This window comes from Belnapia sp. AC561 (assembly GCF_979252845.1).
Genome location: NZ_CEEDBP010000006.1, coordinates 100803 through 121086, shown reverse-complemented (window position 1 = coordinate 121086; position 20284 = coordinate 100803). Strand labels below are relative to the sequence as shown.

At 70.6% G+C, this 20284-nt stretch carries 18 protein-coding genes and 1 tRNA gene; 4 read left to right on the top strand and 15 right to left on the bottom strand.

Annotated features, from left to right (window positions below):
• Positions 1–3: 3 nt before the first annotated feature.
• From AC0IW9_RS07170 to AC0IW9_RS07145, 6 genes are all read right to left on the bottom strand, one after another.
• A complete protein-coding gene (locus tag AC0IW9_RS07170) occupies positions 4–978 on the bottom strand; it encodes a Bug family tripartite tricarboxylate transporter substrate binding protein (protein WP_471647531.1) in 975 nt (324 codons plus the stop codon).
• A 27-nt stretch (positions 979–1005) separates the two neighbouring features.
• Positions 1006–3210 (bottom strand): sensor histidine kinase, encoded by a 2205-nt coding sequence (locus tag AC0IW9_RS07165; RefSeq protein ID WP_471647530.1) that lies wholly within the window; start codon positions 3208–3210, stop codon positions 1006–1008.
• Positions 3211–3295: 85 nt separating this feature from the next.
• Positions 3296–4711, bottom strand: coding sequence for a phosphoglucomutase/phosphomannomutase PgmG (gene pgmG, locus AC0IW9_RS07160; protein WP_471647529.1), 1416 nt, complete (start codon positions 4709–4711; stop codon positions 3296–3298).
• A 74-nt stretch (positions 4712–4785) separates the two neighbouring features.
• Entirely contained in the window at positions 4786–5661 is an 876-nt protein-coding gene (locus AC0IW9_RS07155; protein WP_471647528.1) for a UTP--glucose-1-phosphate uridylyltransferase, read from the bottom strand.
• Between the two features lie 115 nt (positions 5662–5776).
• Positions 5777–6454: a J domain-containing protein gene (locus AC0IW9_RS07150; RefSeq protein WP_471647527.1), complete on the bottom strand. Its 678-nt coding sequence runs from the start codon at positions 6452–6454 to the stop codon at positions 5777–5779.
• 6 nt (positions 6455–6460) lie between these two features.
• Complete coding sequence (locus AC0IW9_RS07145) at positions 6461–7198, bottom strand: vWA domain-containing protein (protein ID WP_471647526.1); 738 nt, start codon at positions 7196–7198, stop codon at positions 6461–6463.
• A 146-nt stretch (positions 7199–7344) separates the two neighbouring features.
• Here AC0IW9_RS07145 and AC0IW9_RS07140 point away from each other — a divergent pair, with 146 nt between their 5' ends.
• A complete protein-coding gene (locus AC0IW9_RS07140) occupies positions 7345–8967 on the top strand; it encodes a hypothetical protein (RefSeq protein ID WP_471647525.1) in 1623 nt (540 codons plus the stop codon).
• Here the strand turns inward: AC0IW9_RS07140 and AC0IW9_RS07135 are convergent.
• Both AC0IW9_RS07135 and AC0IW9_RS07130 read right to left on the bottom strand, forming a co-directional pair.
• The gene (locus AC0IW9_RS07135) at positions 8948–11248 is read right to left on the bottom strand and encodes an NADP-dependent malic enzyme (RefSeq protein WP_471647524.1); all 2301 of its coding nucleotides are present in this window, start codon (positions 11246–11248) and stop codon (positions 8948–8950) included. The genes AC0IW9_RS07140 and AC0IW9_RS07135 overlap by 20 nt on opposite strands.
• 97 nt (positions 11249–11345) lie before the next feature.
• A tRNA-Leu gene (locus tag AC0IW9_RS07130) sits at positions 11346–11431 on the bottom strand.
• Positions 11432–11487: 56 nt separating this feature from the next.
• Between AC0IW9_RS07130 and lipB the strand changes: the two genes are divergently transcribed.
• Complete coding sequence (gene lipB / locus AC0IW9_RS07125) at positions 11488–12123, top strand: lipoyl(octanoyl) transferase LipB (protein ID WP_471647523.1); 636 nt, start codon at positions 11488–11490, stop codon at positions 12121–12123.
• A gap of 21 nt (positions 12124–12144) precedes the next feature.
• On the opposite strand, the gene AC0IW9_RS07120 is transcribed toward lipB, so the two are convergent.
• From AC0IW9_RS07120 to AC0IW9_RS07090, 7 genes are all read right to left on the bottom strand, one after another.
• A complete protein-coding gene (locus AC0IW9_RS07120) occupies positions 12145–13215 on the bottom strand; it encodes an SDR family oxidoreductase (RefSeq protein WP_471647522.1) in 1071 nt (356 codons plus the stop codon).
• A 91-nt stretch (positions 13216–13306) separates the two neighbouring features.
• A complete protein-coding gene (gene mnmA / locus AC0IW9_RS07115; protein WP_471647521.1) occupies positions 13307–14398 on the bottom strand; it encodes a tRNA 2-thiouridine(34) synthase MnmA in 1092 nt (363 codons plus the stop codon).
• Positions 14395–15090, bottom strand: a complete 696-nt coding sequence (locus AC0IW9_RS07110; RefSeq protein WP_471647520.1) for a TenA family protein — start codon at positions 15088–15090, stop codon at positions 14395–14397. The genes mnmA and AC0IW9_RS07110 overlap by 4 nt, the downstream gene beginning before the upstream one ends.
• Complete coding sequence (locus AC0IW9_RS07105) at positions 15083–15412, bottom strand: ferredoxin family 2Fe-2S iron-sulfur cluster binding protein (RefSeq protein ID WP_471647519.1); 330 nt, start codon at positions 15410–15412, stop codon at positions 15083–15085. The genes AC0IW9_RS07110 and AC0IW9_RS07105 overlap by 8 nt, the downstream gene beginning before the upstream one ends.
• Before the next feature lie 6 nt (positions 15413–15418).
• Positions 15419–16591 carry a cysteine desulfurase family protein gene (locus AC0IW9_RS07100; protein ID WP_471647518.1) on the bottom strand — a complete coding sequence of 391 codons (1173 nt, stop codon included), beginning with the start codon at positions 16589–16591 and terminating at the stop codon, positions 15419–15421.
• A gap of 17 nt (positions 16592–16608) precedes the next feature.
• Positions 16609–17679 carry a cysteine desulfurase family protein gene (locus tag AC0IW9_RS07095; protein ID WP_471647517.1) on the bottom strand — a complete coding sequence of 357 codons (1071 nt, stop codon included), beginning with the start codon at positions 17677–17679 and terminating at the stop codon, positions 16609–16611.
• Positions 17676–18176, bottom strand: coding sequence for an Rrf2 family transcriptional regulator (locus AC0IW9_RS07090; protein ID WP_471647516.1), 501 nt, complete (start codon positions 18174–18176; stop codon positions 17676–17678). The genes AC0IW9_RS07095 and AC0IW9_RS07090 overlap by 4 nt, the downstream gene beginning before the upstream one ends.
• A gap of 409 nt (positions 18177–18585) precedes the next feature.
• Here AC0IW9_RS07090 and AC0IW9_RS07085 point away from each other — a divergent pair, with 409 nt between their 5' ends.
• Positions 18586–19254, top strand: coding sequence for an alpha/beta hydrolase (locus tag AC0IW9_RS07085; protein WP_471647515.1), 669 nt, complete (start codon positions 18586–18588; stop codon positions 19252–19254).
• Positions 19255–19329: 75 nt separating this feature from the next.
• Positions 19330–20280, top strand: a complete 951-nt coding sequence (locus tag AC0IW9_RS07080) for a tripartite tricarboxylate transporter substrate binding protein (protein ID WP_471647514.1) — start codon at positions 19330–19332, stop codon at positions 20278–20280.
• The last annotated feature ends 4 nt before the right edge of the window (positions 20281–20284 follow it).

Sequence of the window (20284 nt, the reverse complement as noted above, 5' to 3'; positions counted from 1 at the left end):
CCGCTACTCGACCTTCATCTGGAGCTCCGCGACCAGGGGCCGGATCTGGGCGATCTGGGCGCGGACCGCAGCGCCGAAGACCTCCGGCGTGTCGCCGCCCGGCTCGGCGCCGAGCTCGGTGATGCGGCGGACGACGTCGGGGTGCTGGGCCGCCGCGGCGATTTCCCGGTGCAGCCGGGCCAGCACCGGCGCCGGGGTGCCGGCCGGGGCGAAGAAGCCGTTCCAGCCGAGCAATTCGACGCCCGGAAAACCCTGTTCCCGCACCGTCGGCACATCCGGCAGCGCCTTGGCGCGGCTGGCGGCGAGGGTCGCGATAGGGCGCAGGACGCCGGCGCGGATATTGCCGAGCGAGGAGGAAAGCTGGTCGCCGCCGAAGTGGATGCGCCCGGCCAGCATGTCCTGCACCAGCGGCGCGGCACCGCGGAAGGGGATGTGGTCCATCGGGATGGCGCCATCGCGCTTCAGCACCTCCCCCACCAGGTTGATGGTGCTGCCGGGGCCGGTGGAGCCGTAGAAGACATCCCCGCGGGGCTTGGCCCAGGCGATGAATTCGCGCAGGTCCTTGGCCGGCACCTGCGGGTTCACCAGCAGCATCATCGGCACGTTGGCGCCCATCGAGATGGGGGCGAAGTCACGCTCGATGGAATGCGGGGCGCGGCCGGCGAATTCCAGCGCGGCGGTGGTGCTGCAGAAGGTCAGGTTGTGGAACAGCAGCGTGTGGCCATCGGTCGACTTGGCGACGACATCGGCACCGATCGAGCCGCCGCCGCCGCCGCGGTTCTCGACCACGACGGATTGGCCCAGCGTCTCGGTCAGCCGCTGGGCATAGAGCCGGGCCAGCAGGTCCGTCGTGCCGCCGGCCGGGAAGGGCACGATGATGCGGATGGGACGGCTCGGCCAGGCCTCCTGGGCGCGCAGGCCGGGGCTGGCCAGCAGGCCGGCCGCGAGGGCCGCCACATGGCGTCTGGTGATGGGCATCCCGGTCTTTCCTTCCCTTGATTGCAGTCAGGATGCGGAGGGGGCGGGCCCGGCGTCAATCGGCAGCGCCCGGGTCGCGGGCAGGATGATGGTCATGCGGGTGCCCTGGCCGGGGACGGACGCGACCTCCAGCGTGCCGCCATGCGCTTCGACGAAAGCCTTGGCGAGCGGCAGGCCCAGCCCGGCGCCGCCCGCGCGGCGGCGCAATCCTTCGTCCAGCTGGCGGAAGGGCTCGAAGGCGCGCGGCAGGTCGTCCGCGGCCATGCCGGGGCCCTCGTCGGCGACCCAGATGCGATAGCCGAGGCGGGCATCGAAGCTGGCGCCCAATTCCACCCGGCCGCCGGCGGGGGAGAATTTCACGGCATTGGCCGCGAGGTTGGCGATGGCCTGGCGCAGCCTGCCGGCATCGCCCTGCAATGCCGGCAGGCCGGGCGGTGGCGCCGGGCGGTCCAGCCGGATATTGCGGGTTGCGGCCTCGGGCAGGACCAGCCCCGCGGCTTCGTCGATCAGCTCCGGCAGCGAGACGCGCGCCTCCGCCAGGGTCAGGGCGCCGGATTCGACCCGCGCCTGGTCGAGCATGGCATTGAAGACGCCGAGCAGGTGGTGGCCGGCGCCGATGACGTGGCCGGCGAATTCGAGCCGGTCGGCCTTCGGCAACTCCTCCGTCCGCAGCAATTCGGCAAAGCCGATGATGGCGTTCAGCGGGGTGCGCAGCTCATGCCCCAGGGTGCCGAGCAGCAGGCTTTTCGCCCGGCTGGCGGCCTCGGCGCGGTCCTTCTCGGCCGCGAGACGGGACATGGCCTGGGCACGGCGCCCGGCCTCGAGGGCGACCGCGGCAAGATCGGCGAGCGAGGCCATGAAGCCCTTGTCCTCGGCGGTCCAGGTGCGTGGGCGCAAGGGGCTGCAGGCGGAGACGATGCCGAGCACTTCCTGTCCGGTGCGGATCGGCGCCGTCAGCATCGCGCCGATGCCGAAGGGGCGGATGTAGACCTCGCGCAGATGGACGATGCGGTCATCGGCCAGGGCATCTTCCGCGGCGATCTGCCGTCCCGCCTGCAGCGCGGCCTCGAAGCCGGGCGGGAATTGCAGCCGTTCCAGCCTTTGCCGCTTGGGATTGTCGGCCGGCAGGGGCTGGCCATGGGCATCGACCACGACGACCAGCGCCAGATCCTGCTCCATCGGATCATGCAGCCAGACGCCGGCATCGCAACTGCCGAGGCCCTCGATGGCGGCGACGGCGATCCCGGCCATGGCGGTGGCGAGGTCCTCACCCGCTTCCGGCATCGCGGTGACGATGCGGGTCAGCAGCGCCGCCTGGCGTCCGAGCAGGGCGGTGCGCGCCGCGGTCTCCGCCTCCGCCCTGCGGCGTTCCGAGATATCCTCGATGACGACGACGGCGCCTTCCGGCCGGCCTTCCGCATCGCGCAGCGGCGCGGTGGAGATGGCGACGGGCAGGCGGCTGCCGTCGCGGCGCATGCGCTCCGCCTCGACGCCGACCAGCTTCTCGCCCTGGGCGGCGCCCAGGGCACGGGCCTTCGCGATCGCCTCAGGCGGGACATGCGGACCGAAGCGGCCGATGGCCTCCGCGGCGGTCCAGCCGAAGACCTGCTCGGCAGCCGGGTTCCAGTCGGTGACGAGACCGGCCGCGTCGATGGTGAGGAGGGGAAGGGGAATGGCCTCGACCACCGCGTGGAAATGGCCGGCGAGGCGGGCATGCCGGTCAGCGAGCACCCCGGCCTCGATATCCTGGCGAAGTACCTGCGACGCCATCACGGCGAGGTCGGCCAGCGCCGTCATGTCGACCGGATCGACGCCGCCCGGCCGGGGGCTGGTATCCATGCAGCAGAGCGTGCCCACCGGCCGGCCCGACGCATCCCGCAGGGGCACGCCGGCGTAGAAGCGGATGCCGGACTCGCCGGCGACCGCCTCGGAGTCGCGGAATTCGGGATCGGCCCTGGCATCGGGCACCACCATGGGGGAGTCCATGGCGATGGCGGCACCGCAGAAGGAGCCCTTGCGCGGCAATTGGCCGGTCTTCAGGCCGATCGCCGAGCGGATGCAGACGATGTCGTCGCCGACCAGGGTGATGGCCGCCAGGGGCGCCTTCAAGAGGCGTGCCGCGATATGGACCAACCGCTCCGCCGGCAGTTCCCCTCCGGCGGCGCCCTTGCGCTCCGAGGCCGCGGCATCGAGCGCAGCCGCTATCCGCCCCGGACAGCCTTCCACACCCATGGCGCATCCTTCCTCACCATGGGCAGAATTCCCGATGCGCGGACAGGTTGCAAGCGCCGCGGCAGGATGACGTCAAAAGGTCGCTTCAGTGTCCCGCATTGGCCCCGGAGAAATCCGGCGCGGCGAGACCGCTGGCGGTCAGTTGCTCGACCAGCTGGGTCTTCAGGCGCTCCAGTCCCGCCTCGGAGGAGGCTTCGCAGCGGGCGACCAGCACGGCCTGGGTATTGGAGGCACGCAGCAGCCACCAGCCGTCCTCGGTCAGCACGCGGACGCCATCGACCGCCTGGACCTTGGCACCGGATGCGGCGAGGCGGTCCTTGACCTCGGAGACGACGGCGAATTTCCGGTCCTCGGCGCAGTCGAAGCGCAGCTCCGGGGTATTGATGACCTGCGGCAGGGCGGCGCGGACCTGCGAGACCGTCTCGCGCATCCGTGCCACGATGCCGAGCAGGCGAACCGCGGAATAGGGCGCGTCGTCGAAGCCGTACCACTTGTCCGCGAAGAAGATATGGCCGGACATCTCGCCGGCCAGCGGGCTGCCGGTCTCCGCCATCTTGGACTTGATGAGGGAGTGGCCGGTCTTCCACATCAGCGGCGTGCCGCCGGCCTTGGTGATCTCGTCGAAGAGGACCTGGGAGGCCTTCACATCGGCGATGATGGTGCCGCCGGGGTGGGACTTCAGGACGTCCCGCGCCAGGATGACCAGGAGCTGGTCGCCGAAGAGGATATGGCCCTCGTTGTCGACGATGCCGATGCGGTCGGCGTCGCCGTCGAAGGCGATGCCCAGGTCGGCGCCGGTGCGGGCGACCTCGGCGATGAGCTGCTCGAGGTTCTTCGCCACGGTCGGGTCGGGATGGTGGTTCGGGAAGGTACCGTCCACGTCGCCGTTGATGACGGTATGCTCGCCCGGCAGCCGGCCGGCGAGGACCTTGGTGATGTCGCAGCCCGAGCCATTGCCCGGATCCCAGACCACCTTCAGCTTGCGGTCGCCGCCGTCGTAGTCCTGCAGCACGCGGTCGGCGTAGTCATGGGCGATGTCGACCTGGCGGTCGCTGCCCTCGGTGGAGACGGGCACGACGTCGCCCTCGGCGGCCATGCGGCCGATCTCCTGGATCTGCGCACCGAAGAAGGGCTTCTTGCCCAACATCATCTTGAAGCCGTTGTAGTCCGGCGGGTTGTGGCTGCCGGTGACCATGACGGCGCCGTCGGCTTCCAGCTTGTAGCCGGCGAAATAGAGCATCGGCGTCGCCACCAGGCCGACGCGCAGCACCTCGAGGCCGCAGGCGCGGAGGCCGGCGACCAGCTGCGGCTCGAGGTCCGGGGAGGAAAGGCGGCCGTCATAGCCGACGGCGACCTTGGTACCGCCGCCGCGGACGAGGATCGAGCCGAAGCAGCGGCCGATGGCGAAGGCATCCTCCGGCTGAAGGGTTTCGCCGATGATGCCGCGGATGTCGTATTCCCGCAGCACGGTGCCGTGGAACTGGTGATTGAAGACGGACATCGGGGGATCCTGCGGGGAGGGATGGCCGGGTCTGGCCCGGCCATGACGTTAAATGAGGACTCAGTATCGCCGGGTCAGGCGTATCGTTTCATGATATCCCGCATGGCCGGGGCCATGTCCGGGCGCGCCAGGGCGAAGGCGACCTGGGCTTCGAGGTAGCCGGCCTTGTCGCCGCAGTCGAAGCGCTTGCCCTGGTAGCGGACGCCGTGGAAGGGCTGGTGGCCGATCAGCTTGGCCATGCTGTCGGTCAACTGGATCTCGTTGCCGGCGCCGCGCTCCATCTTGGCGAGATGGCCGATCACCTCAGGCATCAGCACGTAGCGGCCGATGACGGTGAGGTTGGAGGGCGCCTGATCGACCGGCGGCTTCTCCACCAGGCCCTTGACCTCGACCAGGTTGCCGGTGCTGGCGCCGGGGTCGATGACGCCGTAGCGGTTGACGATCTCGCGTGGCACTTCCTCGATGGCGACCACGTTGCCGCCGGTCGCGGCATAGGCGTCGGCGAGCTGCTTGGTGCAGGAGACGTCGCACTGCATGAGGTCGTCGGGCAGCAGGATGGCGAAGGGGTCGTCGCCGATGAAGGCCCGGGCACACCAGATGGCATGGCCGAGGCCGAGCGGGACCTGCTGGCGGGTGGTGATGATGGAGCCGGGCGGCAGCGCCTGGGCATGGAGCATGTCCAGCTCCTTCTGCTTGCCGCGCTCGATGAGGGTCTTCTCCAGCTCGAAGGCGACGTCGAACTGGTCGACGAGCATCACTTTGCCGCGCCCGGTCACGAAGCAGAATTCCTCGATCCCGGCGGCGCGGGCTTCCTCCACCGCGTATTGGATCAGCGGCTTGTCCACCACCGGGAGCATTTCCTTCGCCATGTTCTTGGTGGCGGGCAGGAAGCGGGTTCCGAGACCGGCAACCGGGAAAACGGCCTTCTTCAGCGGCTTCTGGGCGGGCAAGGGCCTCTCCTGGCGTAGTTGAAGGGTGGGGCGTTCAGGGTGCGCAAGATACAGGGCAGACATGCCACGCGCCCCGGCCCCGAGCAATGGCCGCGGCAGAACACGACCTGGTTGCTCACGGAAGCAGCAGGTCACGCGCCTGGTTGATACGGGCGGCCAACCAGTCGCTGCCCCCATGATCAGGGTGGGCGGATCGCATCAGCCGGCGATGCGCGGCGCGGATGGCCTCGGCCGTGGCGCCCTCGTCCAGGCCGAGCACGGCCAGGGCCTCCGGCCGGGTCATCGGGCCATCGGGCGCGGGGGGGGCGGCATCCCGCCAATCCGGCTGGGCGCGGTCGAGCCAAGCTTCCAGCAGCGGCACGCTATCGGAATCGGTGCCGCGGCATTCGGCGAGCAGGGCAAGGGCCTCGGGCAGGGTCAGCTCGGCCAATTCCCGCCCGGCATGGGGACCGCGCAGGATGCGGCCCGACATCTGGCCGGTCCCGTGGTCGAGCTGCATGGCAAGGGTGGCGGTTTCCACCGTGCTGGCATCCGCCGGAGGCTCCCGCGCGAAGCGTCGCGCGGCCAGCCAGCCTTGCAGCCGGCGCCACAGGATCGGGGCGAAGAACGCCAGGCTCCAGACGAATTGCAGGCCGCGGCCGGTGACCAGGATCAGCAGCAGCGCGGCACCGCCGACGATCGCCAGAAGCACCAACCCGGCCTTGCGGATGGCAGCGGGCGGGGCGGTGGCGAGGACGCGCAGCAGCCAGAGACCGAAGATCAGCCCGCCGGTGCCGAGTGCCAGCCAGACCACGACGGGTCAGCCGCCCTTCGGCGCGGGAAGCTGCCCGGCGATGCGCTGCGCCGCTGCGCCGGGCAGCCGGGTGAGGGCGGCGCGGCCGCCGGCGGCATAGGCGGCGACGGCTCGCAGCAGGTCCCGGAGCCCGGCGGCACTGGAGGCATCGAAGGGCGCATAGGCGCCGCCGGAAACCTTGGCGATCTGGCGGAAGGCCTCGGCGGAGCGGGGATTGCCGCCTTCATGGAAGGCGAAGACCGGCGTGCCATGCAGCCCGAGCTGGCCCGCGGCATGGCACAGCGGGTCGAGCGGTTCCTCCACCGCGTCGCCGACCAGGACCAGGGCATGGATGCGGTCCCGCTTGGTCTCGCCCAGGACATGGTCCAGCACCCGCTGGATCTGGGTCTGGCCACCGAGGCACTGCACCCCGGTCATGCGCCGGGTCAGCTCCGCCGCATCGGTCAGGAAGGGGGTGGCGGCGAATTCCTGGAAGCCGCGGAAATAGGCCAGCTGCACGGCGAGGCCCCCGAGGTCACGGGTCGCCAGGAACATCTCCCCCTGGAGCTGGCAGGCGCGGTCCCAGCTGGGCTGGCGGGAGGCGGTGGCATCCATGGCGAAGACCAGGCGGCCGCGGCGGCCGCTGGCCGGGCGGACCTGCGGCAGGCTTTCCACCTTGCGGAGGAATTCGGCAACGGCGGAAGGCCCAGGCTTGGCGGGCAGGTTGGTCATGCGGCGGAGATGGGCGGGCGGGGCGGCCTGCACCAGGGGAGGCACCCCGGGATCAGCCGGAGATGAGGCTCAGGCGGCAATCAAGGGACGGTTGGTTGCACAAAAATCCGGGTGGCGCAGGATGGGCGTGCGACAAATGGGTCAGACCACGGGCCGGACCCTGAGGCATGGAGGCGAGTATGCGGTGGCTCCGCAAGATCGGGTTGCTTGGCGGGATGGCCCTGGCGCCGGTGGCGTTGTCCCAGGTGTCGCTGGCCCAAGTGTCACTGGCCCAGATGTCACTGGTTCAGGGCAAGCCGCCGGTGCTTGCGCCCAGCCCGGCCCCGGCCCCTGCTCCGGCTCCTGGCGGCAAATTCGCGCCGGCGCCGGCGCCCGCCCCGCCGGTGGCACCGCAGGTCGATAAATTCGCGGCACCGCCGGCCCTGCCTCCGGCCACCCAGGCGGTGCCGCCGTCGGGCGGCAAGTTCAGCACGCCGCCGCCGGTGGTTGTGACTCCCGCCCCGCCGCCCGCCATGCCGCCGGCCGCCGCGCCGGCCCCGCCCATCCCGGCGAACGAGCCGCCAGCCCTTGGCCAGTTGCGGGCGCTGCTCGGGCCGGAGACCGTGCTGACCTATGCCCGTGCCGAGGTCACCGACCCGGCGACCGGGGCTTTGCGCCTGACGGATGTCCTGCTGAAGCGGCCGGATGGGCAGGTTGCGGCGCAGGAACTGACGCTCGACCGGTTGCGGCCGGATGGGATCGCCGGTGCCACCGCCCAGGGCATCACCGTCACGGCCGAGGACGGCACCGTGACGCTGGTCGGCAAGATCGAGTTGCGCGACCTGGCGGTGACCCGGCCGGCGCCGGGCGCGCAGCTGCGGCCGGACCAGGTGGCGCTCGGCTTCCTGCGGCTGGAAGCGCTGGCGGTGCAGGGCGCCCGGCCGGTGGCGATGACCGAGATCGTCATCCAGGACTACCTGCCGGGCCGGGTCGGCCGGGTCAGCGTCACCGGGCTCGATGCCCTGGTCCCGGAGGCCGGCGTGCTGGACCGGGTGAAGATCGGCCGGATGGCGCTGGAGGGGATCGACCTGCGCAGCGTGCTGACGGCGCTGGCCGCCGGCGACGTGCCGCCGCGGCCGGAGGCGGATTACTCGCTGGCGATCGAGGCGGTGACCCTGAGCCAGGGGGATGCGCCGGTCGGCTCGCTGGGCGCGCTGCGGATGGGCGGCGTGCAGGGCAAGGGCGTGCCGGACACCGGCCGGCTGACCCTGGAAGGGCTGCGGGTGGAACCCTTCCCGCTGATCGAGGACTGGCTGAAGAAGCTCGGCTATGCCGCGCTGACCGGCGATCTGTCGGCGGAGACCCGTTTCGATGCGGCGGCCGGGCGGCTGGAATTGGTCGGCTTGCTGTTCGGCGTGCGCGACGCGGCGGCCATGGGGCTGTCCTTCACCCTGGACGGGGTATCGGCGGAATCGGCGGCGAAGATGGACTTCCAGAATGCCCGACTGGCCGGCTTCGGGGCGCGCTACCTCGACCAGTCCCTGCTGCGGCGGCTGGCGGCGGTGGAGGCGGGGAGTTCCCGCCGGACCGAGCAGCAGATCCGCGATGGCTGGGCCAACCAGGCCGCCGGGGCCATGGGCGGCGGCGGCGCGGTGACGCCGGTGCTGGCCGCGGTGCAGCGGCTGCTGCGGGGCCAGGCGACCGAGGTGACGATCACCGCGGCCCCGCCGAAGCCCGTGCCGGTGACGGAATTGCCGCCCCTGGCCCTCGGTGGCCCGCCGGCGATGCAGCGGGTGCTGGGGATCACTGCGACGGCGCGGTGAGCCCCTCGGCACTGAGCCCATTCGCCTGGTGCACCGCGAGGGCCGTCATGTTGACGATGCCCCGCGCGGTGACGCTGGGGACCAGGACATGGATCGGCTTGCGCATGCCGAGCAGCATGGGGCCGAGCTGCAGCCCATCGGCCGCGGCCTTCAGCAGGTTGAAGCTGATGTTCGCGGCATCGAGGCCCGGGAAGACCAGCAGGTTGGCCATGTCCTTCAGGGGTGAGGCCGGGACGGCGCGGGCGCGGATGGCCGGGACCAGGGCGGCATCGGCATGCATCTCGCCATCCACTTCCAGCTCCGGGGCACGGGCGCGGATCAGCGGCAGGGCCTGGCGCATGAGCCGGGCCGAGGGCGCGTTGGAGGCGCCGAAGGAGGAATGCGAGACCAGCGCCACCTTGGGGACGATGCCGAAGGCCTCGACCTGTTCGGCCGCCAGCAGGGTCATCTCGGCGATCTGCTCGACGGTCGGCTCGACGATCAAATGGGTGTCGACGAAGAACAGGGTCACGCCGGAGACGATGACGGCCGAGAGGGCATAGACCCGGTTCACGTCGGGCCGCTTGCCGATGACGTCGTAGGCATAGTGCCATTGCCGCATCCAGGTGCCGGTGCCGCCGGCCAGCACGGCATCCACCTTCCCGGCTTCGAGCAGGAGGGCGGCGGAAACGGTGGGGCGGTTGCGGACGCGACGGGCGGCGGCATCGGGCGGCACCCCGCGGCGGCCGACCTTGTCCTGATACAGGGCGATCAGCGGCTCGAAGACCGCGTCGTCCTGTTCCGGGTCCAGCACCTGGACGGATTCGGAGAAATCCATCCGGAGGCCCATGGCCTTGGCCTTGGCCTCGATGACGGCGCGGCGGCCGATCAGCACCGGCTCGGCGATGCCGTCGTCCAGCACGGTCTGCACGGCGCGGAGGACGCGTTCATCCTCGCCTTCCGTGTAGGCGACGCGGCGGGGGCTGGTCTTGGCCGCCTCGAACATCGGCCGCATGAGGTTGCCGGAGCGGAAGACGAAGCGCTCCAGCTCCCGCCGGTAGGCGGTGAAATCGGCGATGGGGCGGCGGGCGACGCCGCTGGCCATGGCGGCCCGGGCCACGGCGGGGGCGACCTCGAGGATCAGCCGGGGGTCGAAGGGCTTGGGGATGATGTAGTCGGCGCCGAAGACCGGGGCGGCGCCGCCATAGGCGGCGGCGACGACCTCACTGGCCTCGACCCGGGCCAGGGCGGCAATGGCATCCGCCGCAGCCACCTTCATCGCCTCGTTGATCGTCGTCGCGCCGACGTCCAGCGCGCCGCGGAAGATGAAGGGGAAGCAGAGGACGTTGTTGACCTGGTTGGGGTAGTCGGTGCGGCCGGTGGCGACGATGGCGTCGGGCCGGACGGCGCGGACCGCCTCCGGATGGATTTCCGGTTCCGGATTGGCCAGCGCCAGGATCAGCGGCCGGGGGCCAAGCTTGTTCAGCCATTCCGCCTTGAGGACGCGCGGCGCCGAGAGGCCAAGGAAGACATCGGCGCCGTCCAGCACCTCCTCGAGCAGGCGGGCATCGGTGTGGCGGGCGTAGCGGGCCTTGTAGGGGTCCATCGCCTCGGTGCGGCCCTCGTAGACCACGCCGGCGATGTCGCAGACGGTGATGTTCTCCTTCTTCAGGCCCATGGTCACCAGCAGGTCGAGGCAGGCCAGCGCCGCGGCGCCGCCGCCGGTATTGACCAGCTTGATGTCCTCGATCCGCTTGCCCTGCAGCACCAGGCCGTTGCGGACCGCGGCGGCGACGATGATGGCGGTGCCATGCTGGTCATCGTGGAAGACCGGAATCCGCATCCGCTCGCGCAGCCGGGCCTCGACCTCGAAGCATTCGGGGGCCTTGATGTCCTCGAGGTTGATGGCGCCGAAGGAGGGCTCGAGGGCGGCGATGACCTCGATGAGCCTCGAGGGGTCGCGTTCCTCGATCTCGATGTCGATGGAATCGATGCCGGCGAATTTCTTGAAGAGGACTGCCTTGCCCTCCATCACCGGCTTCGAGGCCAGGGCGCCGATGGCACCCAGGCCGAGCACGGCGGTGCCATTGGTGATGACCGCCACCATATTGCCGCGGGCGGTATAGTCCCAGGCGGCGTCGGGGTTGGCGGCGATCTCCTCGCAGGCGGCGGCGACGCCGGGGGAATAGGCGAGGCCGAGGTCACGCTGGGTGGCCATGCGCTTGGTCGGCTCGATGGCGAGCTTTCCGGGCCGCGGGTAGCGGTGGTAGTCGAGCGCGGCCTTGCGGAAATCCTCGTCCATGCTTCGGTCCCCTTCTGCTGCCACCTTAGCGGAAAGCGGCGGAGGGCCCAAAGCGGCGCGGCACGGGACGGCGCATCGTCAGGAGGATTTGGGAAGATGGTGCGGTCGAGAAGATTCGAACTTCCAAGGGGTTTCCCCCACCAGCACCTCAAGCTGGCGTGTCTACCATTCCACCACGACCGCAAACCGGGCAGAGGCGGGGCGTATAGCGGATGAATGCGCCGGGTTCAACGGGCCAAGTGGCGGTCGGGCAGCCGCAATGGGAAATCGCCGAGGGGCCGGTGCCCTATGAGGCGGCGCTGGCCCGGATGGAGGCGCGGGTCGCCGCGATCCGGGCCGGGGCGGAGCCGGAACTGGTCTGGCTGGTGGAGCATCCGCCGACCTATACCGCCGGGACCTCGGCCACGCCGGAGGGGCTGGTCGATGCCCGATTCCCGGTCTTCCGGGCCGGGCGGGGCGGGCAATGGACCTATCACGGGCCGGGCCAGGTGACCGGCTACGTGATGCTGGACCTGGCCGAGCGGGGGCGGGACATCCGCGCCTATGTCCACAACCTCGAGGACTGGGTGATCCGCACCCTCTGGCGCTTCAACGTGGTGGGTGAGCGGCGCGAGGGCCGGGTCGGCATCTGGGTGGCCGATAAGGCACGGGGCACGGAGGCCAAGATCGGCGCCATCGGCGTGCGGGTGACCCGTTGGGTGAGCTGGCATGGGGTGGCGCTGAACGTGGACCCGGACCTGTCGCATTTCGGCGGCATCGTGCCCTGCGGGATCAGCCAGCACGGCGTCACCAGCATGCACGACCAGGGCGTGCTGGCGACGATGGAGGAGGTGCAGGCCGCGATGCGGGCCTGCTGGACGGAGGTCTTCGGCTGACCTCCGCCATCCCGCCGGGGTCTATCCCTTCGGGATGATCCTGGCGGCCCGCAGCCGGGTAAACAGGTCGAAGAAGGCCTCGTCCGTCGCCTGGTAGTCGAGGAAGCCGAGGCGGCGGCTCTTGCTCATGTCGGTGACGACCTCGATCGGCCGGCCGAGGTCGGCATCGGTATGCCAGGCGGAGGCGAGGCGGCCGAGGTCGGGCTCGGCCAGGCCATGGCGGCGGGCGATATCGGCCCAGGCCGGCGCGGCATCGGCCAGCTGTTCCGCCAAGGGCGTGCCCTCCCCCGGGAAGGGCGCCGGCGTCAGCCCGAACCATTGGGCGATGCGGCCCCACATCCAGCTCCAGCGGAAGACATCGCCATTGACCACGTTGAAGGCCTGGTCCCGTGCCGCCGGCGTGGTCGCGGCCCAGGTCAGGTGCCGCGCCAGCAGCCGCGCATCGGTCATGTCGGTCAGCCCGTTCCATTGCATGGCCGAGCCGGGGAACAGGAAGGGGCGGCCGGTCTCCCGGCAGAGGGTCGCATAGGCGGCCAGGGTGACGCCCATGTTCATCGCATTGCCGATGGCATAGCCGATGATGGTATGCGGGCGATGGACGCTCCAGCCGAAGCCGTCGCGGGCGGCGGCGGCGAAGACCTCGTCCTCCTGGGCATAGTAGAAATTCTCGATATCGAGGCGCGGCTGCTCCTCCCGGAAGGGCGTCGCGGGCAGGCTGCCTTTGCCATAGGCCTCGAAGGGGCCGAGGTAGTGCTTGAGGCCGGTGACCAGGGCGACGTGCTGCAGACCTCCATCCGGGCGCAGCGCATCGAGCAGGTTGCGGACCATCGCGGCATTGACGCGGATATTCTCCGCCTCGGTCGGCTGGCGCATCCAGGTGGTGAGGAAGACATGGCTGGGGCGCAGCCCGGCCAGGGCGGTCCGCAGCGCGGAGGGGTCGAGCAGATCGGCGGCGACCGGCCGGATGCCGTCGCCCTCGGCCGGCGGGCGCCGCGCGAAACCGGCGACCTGCCAGCCCTGCCCGGCCAGATGCCGTGCGAGGGTATTTCCCACGATGCCGCTGACGCCCACCACCAAAGCCGATCCGACCATGCCTGCCTGTCCCTGAATGCGGCCGGCAGTTGGGGAGGCAGGACGCCTGGGGCCAGACGGGACCGGCCAACGCCGGATCACCAAGCCGTGGTCAGGCGGTGGCGACGGTTCCCATCCGGCGGATGAAGCCGCCGCCCAGCACCCGGTCGCCATCATAGAGCACGCAGGCCTGGCCCGGCGCGGCAATGGCCGGCACGGCCGGCGTCACCCGCAGCACCTCGGACGACGTGTCCCAGCAGGCCATGGCGGGCTGCGGCACTTCCCGCGCCCGCAGCTTCACCTGGCAAGCCAGCGGCTGCCGGGGGGGCGGGCTGAGCCAATTCAGCTCGGCGACCTCGATCTCGGCCTGCGGCAGCGCGGCGCGGGGACCGACGACCACACGGCGGCGGCCCGGCTCGACCGCGGCGACATAGAGCGGCTGGTCGCCATCGCGGGAGGCCTGACCGAGGCCGCGGCCCTGGCCGACGGTATAGCGGGCGATTCCGGCATGCTGGCCGAGGACGCGGCCATCGAGATGGACGATCTCGCCGGCCTCGGCGGCATCGGGGCGGAATTTCGCCACCACGTCGGAATAGCGGCCTTCGGGGACGAAGCAGATGTCCTGGCTATCCGGCTTCTCCGCCACGGCGAGGCCGAGGCGCAGCGCTTCGGCGCGGACGGCGGCTTTGTCGGGGAAGCCGCCGAGGGGGAAGCGGCAGAAGGCGAGCTGCTCGGCGGTGGTGGCGAAAAGGAAGTAGCTCTGGTCGCGGGCGGGGTCGGCGGCACGGTGGAGCTCGGCGCCGGCGGGCCCCTCGACGCGCCGGGCGTAATGGCCGGTGGCCAGGGCCTCCACGCCAAGGTCGCGGGCGAGGCCGACCAGATCCTGGAACTTCACCGACTGGTTGCAGCGGACGCAGGGGATGGGGGTTTCGCCGCGGGCATAGCTATCGGCGAAATCCTGCACCACGGCGTCGCGGAAGCGGGCCTCGCGGTCCAGCACGTAGTGGGGGATATCGAGGGTATCGGCCACGCGGCGGGCGTCGTGGATGTCCTGGCCGGCGCAGCAGGCGCCTTTTCGGCTGGTGGCCGCACCGTGGTCATAGAGCTGGAGCGTGGCGCCGATGACCTCGTGGCCCTCGGCCTTCAACAGGCCGGCGACCACGCTGCTGTCCACCCCGCCGGACATGGCGACGAGAATTCTCACCGTGCGGCGTCCAGGCCCTGCTGCCAGAACCGCTGTTCCAGCCGCGCAGCCTCGCTGAAGGTCGCGCTCAGCAGGGCGAAACGCGCCTCGCCGCCATGGCTGACGCCGAGCGCATCGATCCGCGCCGCGGCGGCGCGGGCCATGGCCTGATAGGCGGGGGCGGCATAGGCATCGATCCAGCTCTGGTAGGCATTGCCCTCGGCCTGGCGGCGCGGGTCGGCCATGATGCGCAGCGCCACCTCGCCATAGCCGACGGTGCAGGGTGCCAGGGCCACCTCCAGGTCGAGGATGTCGCCGGCCAGGCCGCGGTCGATGACGTAGCGGGTATAGCTGACCGTCTCGGCGGATTCCGGGGTGCCGCGGACCTCGGCCTCGGGGATGCCCCAGTCCTCGCAATACTTCAGGTGGAGCAGCGTCTCCGAGAGGATGGCACCGATCGAGGCGGTCTTGTCGCGCATCGCCTCGATGCTCTCGGCCTTGAAGACCGCCAGCGCCTTGGCCCGGGCGAAATGGATCAGGAAGAGGTAGTCCTGGATCAGGTAGCGGCGGAAGGCGGGCAGGGGTAGCGAGCCGTCGGACAGGCCCTGGCAGAAGGGATGCCAGGTATAGGCCGCCCAATCCTGCGCGCAGGCGTCCCGCAGCTTGCGGTAAAGCCCGCCCTCGCTGCCGAAATCGTCCCAGGCGTCAGCCACCGGCGTTCCGGGTGCCGGCCGGCAGCTTCACCACCAGCCCGTCCAGCTCATTGGTCATGATGATCTGGCAACCGAGGCGGCTGGTCTCCTGCAGGTCGAAGGCGAGGTCGAGCATGTCTTCCTCATCCTCGGTCGGTTCGGCCAGCTGCTTGAACCAGCTGCCATCGACGATGACGTGGCAGGTGGAGCAGGCGAGCGAGCCCTCGCAGGCGCCCTCGATATCGACGCCGTGCTTATGCGCGATCTCGAGCACGGAGAGGCCAAGGGGGGCGTCCACTTCCCGCTTGGTGCCGTCACGCTCGACGAAGGTCATCTTGGGCATGGTATCTTACTGCTCCGGACGGGCGGCGTGGCGCCAGCCGGCGGCAAGCGCTGCCGCGGCCCGGTCCACATCCTGCGGCGAGGTAAAGCGGCCGATCCCGATCCGCAAGGTGGCGCGTGCTTCCGCCTCCGGCATTCCGAGCGCCTGGAGCACATAGGAAGGCTCGACCGCGGCCGAGGAGCAGGCGGAGCCGGTGGAAACGCAGACCTCCGGGCTGGCGGCCATGATCGCCTGGGCATCGACCGGGCCGGGAAAGGTCAGGTTGAGGTTGCCGGCGACGCGCTGGTCCGGGCTGCCATTCACCCTGAGTTCGGGAATTTCAGCCTGCAAGGCTGCCAGGAAGCGGTCGCGCTGACCGGCGATGCGGCCGGTATCGAGCATCATCTCGATCGCCGCGACCCGGGCGGCCTCCCCCAGCCCGATAATGAGCGGGGCGGGGAGGGTGCCGGAGCGGAAGCCGCGTTCCTGGCCGCCGCCGGAGAACAGCGGTGCCAGCCGAACGCGGGGACGGCGGCGGACGTAGAGGGCGCCGATGCCCTTCGGGCCGTAGATCTTGTGGCCGGAGATCGAGAGGAGGTCGGCGCGGATCTCCTCGACATCGAGCGGGATGCGGCCGCAGGCCTGGGCGGCATCGGTATGGAAGAGCGCGCCGGCCGCCTTGGCGACCTCGCCGATGGCGGCCAGATCCTGGACCACGCCGATCTCGTTGTTCACCGCCATGACGGTGACCAGCAGGGTACGGTCATCGACCGCCGCACGCAGCAGGTCGAGGTCGGCGAGGCCATCGGGACGGACCGGCAGGATCACCGGCTCGAAGCCCTCGGCTGCCAGGTCGCGGACCGATTCGAGGACGCATTTGTGCTCGGTCGCCAGGGTGACGATGCGGCGGCGGTCGGTCCCCTGTTGCGCGGCGAAGCGGGCAGCGCCCTTGATGGCGAGGTTGTTCGCTTCGGTGGCGCCGGAGGTGAAGACGATCTCCCGCGCATCGGCACCGATCAGCCCGGCGACCTCGGCCCGGGCAGCCTCCACCGCCTCCTCCGCTTCGCGTCCCATGGCATGCTCGACGCTATGGGGATTGGCGAAATTCTCCTCCCACCAGGGGCGCATGGCGGCCAGCACCCGGGGATCGAGCGGCGTGGTCGCGTGGTTGTCGAGGTAGATCGGGCGGTTCGGGCGCATGGCTGGCAGTTTGCCCTTCAGGCCACGGATTTCGAGAGGCGCGCACGCATGGCTGCCCAGGCGAGGAGGAAGCGCTCGGCCGCATCCTCCGGCGCATTCCAGGGCAGGGAGACGCGGATGCCGCAGCCGGCCAGCGGGCCGAGCCCCATGGCGGCCAGCACCGGGCTGCGGGCGACCTTGCCGGAGGAGCAGGCGGCACCGGCGGAGATGCGGATGCCGGCGAGGTCCATGGCGATCACCTGGGTCTCGGCCGGGACGCCGGGCAGCAGCAGGCAGGTGGTATTGGCGAGGCGCGGGGCCCCGGCGCCGGCCACCAGGGCCTCGGCACCGGCCTCGATCCGGTCCCGCAGCGCGGCGAGGCGGGCGGGGTCCTTGGGCGCCGCGGCGGCGGCGGCGAGGCCGGCGATGGCGGGCAGCGGCTCCGTCCCGCCACGGCGGCCGCGTTCCTGGCCGCCACCGGCGATCAGCGCCGGCAGGGTCAGCCCGGGCCGCAGCAGCAGCGCCCCGGCCCCGGGCGGACCACCGAGCTTATGGCCGGAGATGGCGATCGAATCGGCGTCCTGCGGCAGCGGCATCCGGCCGGCCGCCTGGACCGCATCGACATGCAGCAGGGCCCCCTGGGCCTGGCAGAGGGAAGCGGCCTCCGCCAGCGGATGCAGCACGCCGGTTTCGTTGTTGGCCGCCATCAGGCAGACCAGCGCCGGCGGGCCGGGCAGCATCCTGGCCAGGGCATCGAGGTCCAGGGTGCCGTCGGGCCGGACCGGGATCACCTCGGCATCTGGGCCAGCCGCGGCGAGAACGGCAGGATGCTCGGTGGCACCGACCAGGATCCGCCGGCCCTGGCCGAGGCCATGAATGGCCAGGGCATTGGCTTCGGTGCCGCCGCTGGTGAAAACGACCTCGCCGGCACGAATGCCGAAGCTTTGGGCCACCGTTTCGCGAGCATCCTCCAGGCGTCGCCGCGCGGCCCGGCCATGGCCATGGACCGAGGAAGGGTTGCCGCCGGCATCGAGGGCCGCCAGCACCGCGGCGCGGGCTTCCGGCCGCAACGGCTCGGTCGCATTGGCATCGAGATAGAGCGGCGTCATTGGGCGGCGTCTGCCGCCTGCGGGCAATCGGCGCTGGGGATGGCGGCACGGCCGAGGACATTGCCGGCCACCACATCCGCCAGCGTCACATTGGCCAGGAACAGCCGGATCTGCTCGCCCAGCTCGGACCAGAGGTCGTGGGTGAGGCAGCGGTTGCCGGCGAGGCAGCCGGGGGAGCCCTCCTCGCAGCGGGTGGCGCGGAGGGGCTCGTCGACCGCATCGATGATGGCGGAGACGGGGATGGCCTCCGCCAGGCGGGCCAGGCGATAGCCGCCGCCGGGGCCGCGCGCCGACGCAACAAGCCCCGCCCGGCGCAAATGGCCGAACAACTGTTCGAGATAAGCGACCGAGAGTTGTTGGGCTTGCGCGATATCCGCCAGGGAAACCGGCCGGGAGACAGGCTTTCCTTGGCTTACGGCGGCGCAGACCGCTTCCTGACGGGCGGCCAATTCAACCATCGCCATGACGGCATAGCGACCACGGGTGGAAAGTCGCATGGCTCAGACCTCTACCATCGGGCGCGCCGGGAGCGGCTTTGGTGGCCCTGATCAAGGAACATGGGGGCCATGCCTTGAATCCGTTATGAAACTCGGGAGCGGATGCCTATATTCCCGTCACCCTCGGATCCGGGAGCCTGTCCGGGGGTGCCGACCATGAACCGGAGCCGAAGCCGCGCGATGAACCTTTCCTCAGCGGAGGACATCGCATCGATCAGGCTAATTTGTCCGACCTCCCTAGTCAACCATTGGGGCGGATGGGCAAGGCGGGACATGCGAGGGGGCTGGTGTGGTGCCAGCCAGGACTTCCCCACCAAGCGTCAGTGCGCGCTTGGCCTGTCGGCGGACCCAGCTTTCCCGTCGGTAGCCCAGACGCGCGCGGCACAACCGGAATTGGACCCACGGGACGATGCCTGAGGTCATGTTCGCCGGCCCTGACGGCCGGCTTGAAGGCCGCTACCACCATTCGAAGCAGCCGAACGCCCCGGTCGCGCTCGTGCTGCACCCGCACCCGCTGCATGGCGGGACCATGAACAACCGGGTGACCTACGCCCTCTACCAGCGCTTCCAGGCGATGGGTTTTTCCGTCCTGCGCTTCAATTTCCGCGGGGTTGGCCGCAGCCAGGGGCGCTACGACGGCGGTATCGGGGAGATTTCGGATGCGGCTTCCGCATTGGACTTCCTGCAGGCGGTGAACCCGAACTCGCATAGCCTCTGGGTCGCCGGCTATTCCTTCGGCTCCTATGTCGGGATGCAGCTGCTGATGCGGCGGCCCGAGATGGGCGGCTTCGTCTCCATCAGCGCGCCCGCCAGCCACTACGACTTCGGCTTCCTCGCCCCTTGCCCCTGCAACGGCCTCATCCTGCATGGCGCGGCGGATGAGCTGGTGCCGGAATCCTCGGTGAAGAAGCTGGTCGACAAGCTGAACACCCAGCGTGGCATCACCATCGACTATCGGGTGATGCAGGGTGCCGGCCATGTCTTCACCCCCGAGGAGACCGAGCGGGTGGTGGACATGGCGGAAGACCATGTGAACAGCCGGATGAACCGCAGCCGGATGGCCCTCGCCGCCGATTGAGTTCAGCCCGGATTTGCGGGATCAAAGGCCGGCGGGGCAACCCGCCGGCCTTTTCCATTTCCGGGGTACCCTCGCATGATCACCCGCCGCCTGTTGCTGGCCACCCCCGCGCTGCTGCTGCCGGCGACGGCGCGGGCCGAATTCCCCGACAAGCCGCTGACCATGGTGGTGGCCTTCGCCGCCGGCGGGGGCACCGACCTCGCCGCCCGGACCCTGGCCCGCTACATGGAGAAGGACCTCGGCCAGCCGGTGGTGGTGGTGAACCGGCCGGGCGCTGGCGGCGAGATCGGCTTCGCCGAGCTGGCCCGGGCAAGGCCGGACGGGCTGACCATCGGCTTCATCAACACCCCCCATATCGTCACCCTGCCGATCGAGCGGCGGACCCGCTTCCGGCTGGAGGATTTCTCCCCGATCGCCAATATCGTCGACGATCCCGGCGCCCTCTTCGTCCTCACCGACAGCCCCTACCGGAGCCTGGCCGATGTCATCGCCGCGGCAAAGGCGAAGCCGGAGACGATCAGCTACGGGACGACCGGCATCGGCTCGGACGACCATCTGGCGGTGATGGCCTTCGAGCGGCAGGCGGGGGTGACGCTGCTGCACGTGCCCTATGCCGGCAGCGCCCAGGTGAAGCAGGCGCTGCTCGGGCGGACCATCGCCCTCGGCTCGATGAACGTGGCGGAGGGCGTGCAGGAGAGCCGGCAGGGGCTGATGCGCATGCTGGGCCAGATGGGCGAGCGGCGGACCGAGGTCGCCGGCGATGTCCCGACCTTCCGCGAGGCGGGCTTCGACGTGGTCGAAGGCTCGATGCGCGGGATGGCGGCGCCCGCCGGGATGCCGCGGCCGGTGCTGGAGCGGCTGTCGCTGGCGGTGCGGCGGACGGTGGACAACCCGGAATTCCAGGCCAATGCGGCGCAGCAGATGCTGCCGCTGCGCTTCCTCGGCCCGGATGACTACCTGGCGGAGCTGATGGCGCTGCGGGTGAAGTACCAGGCCCTCTGGGCCGAGCATCCCTGGAGGGAATGAGCCC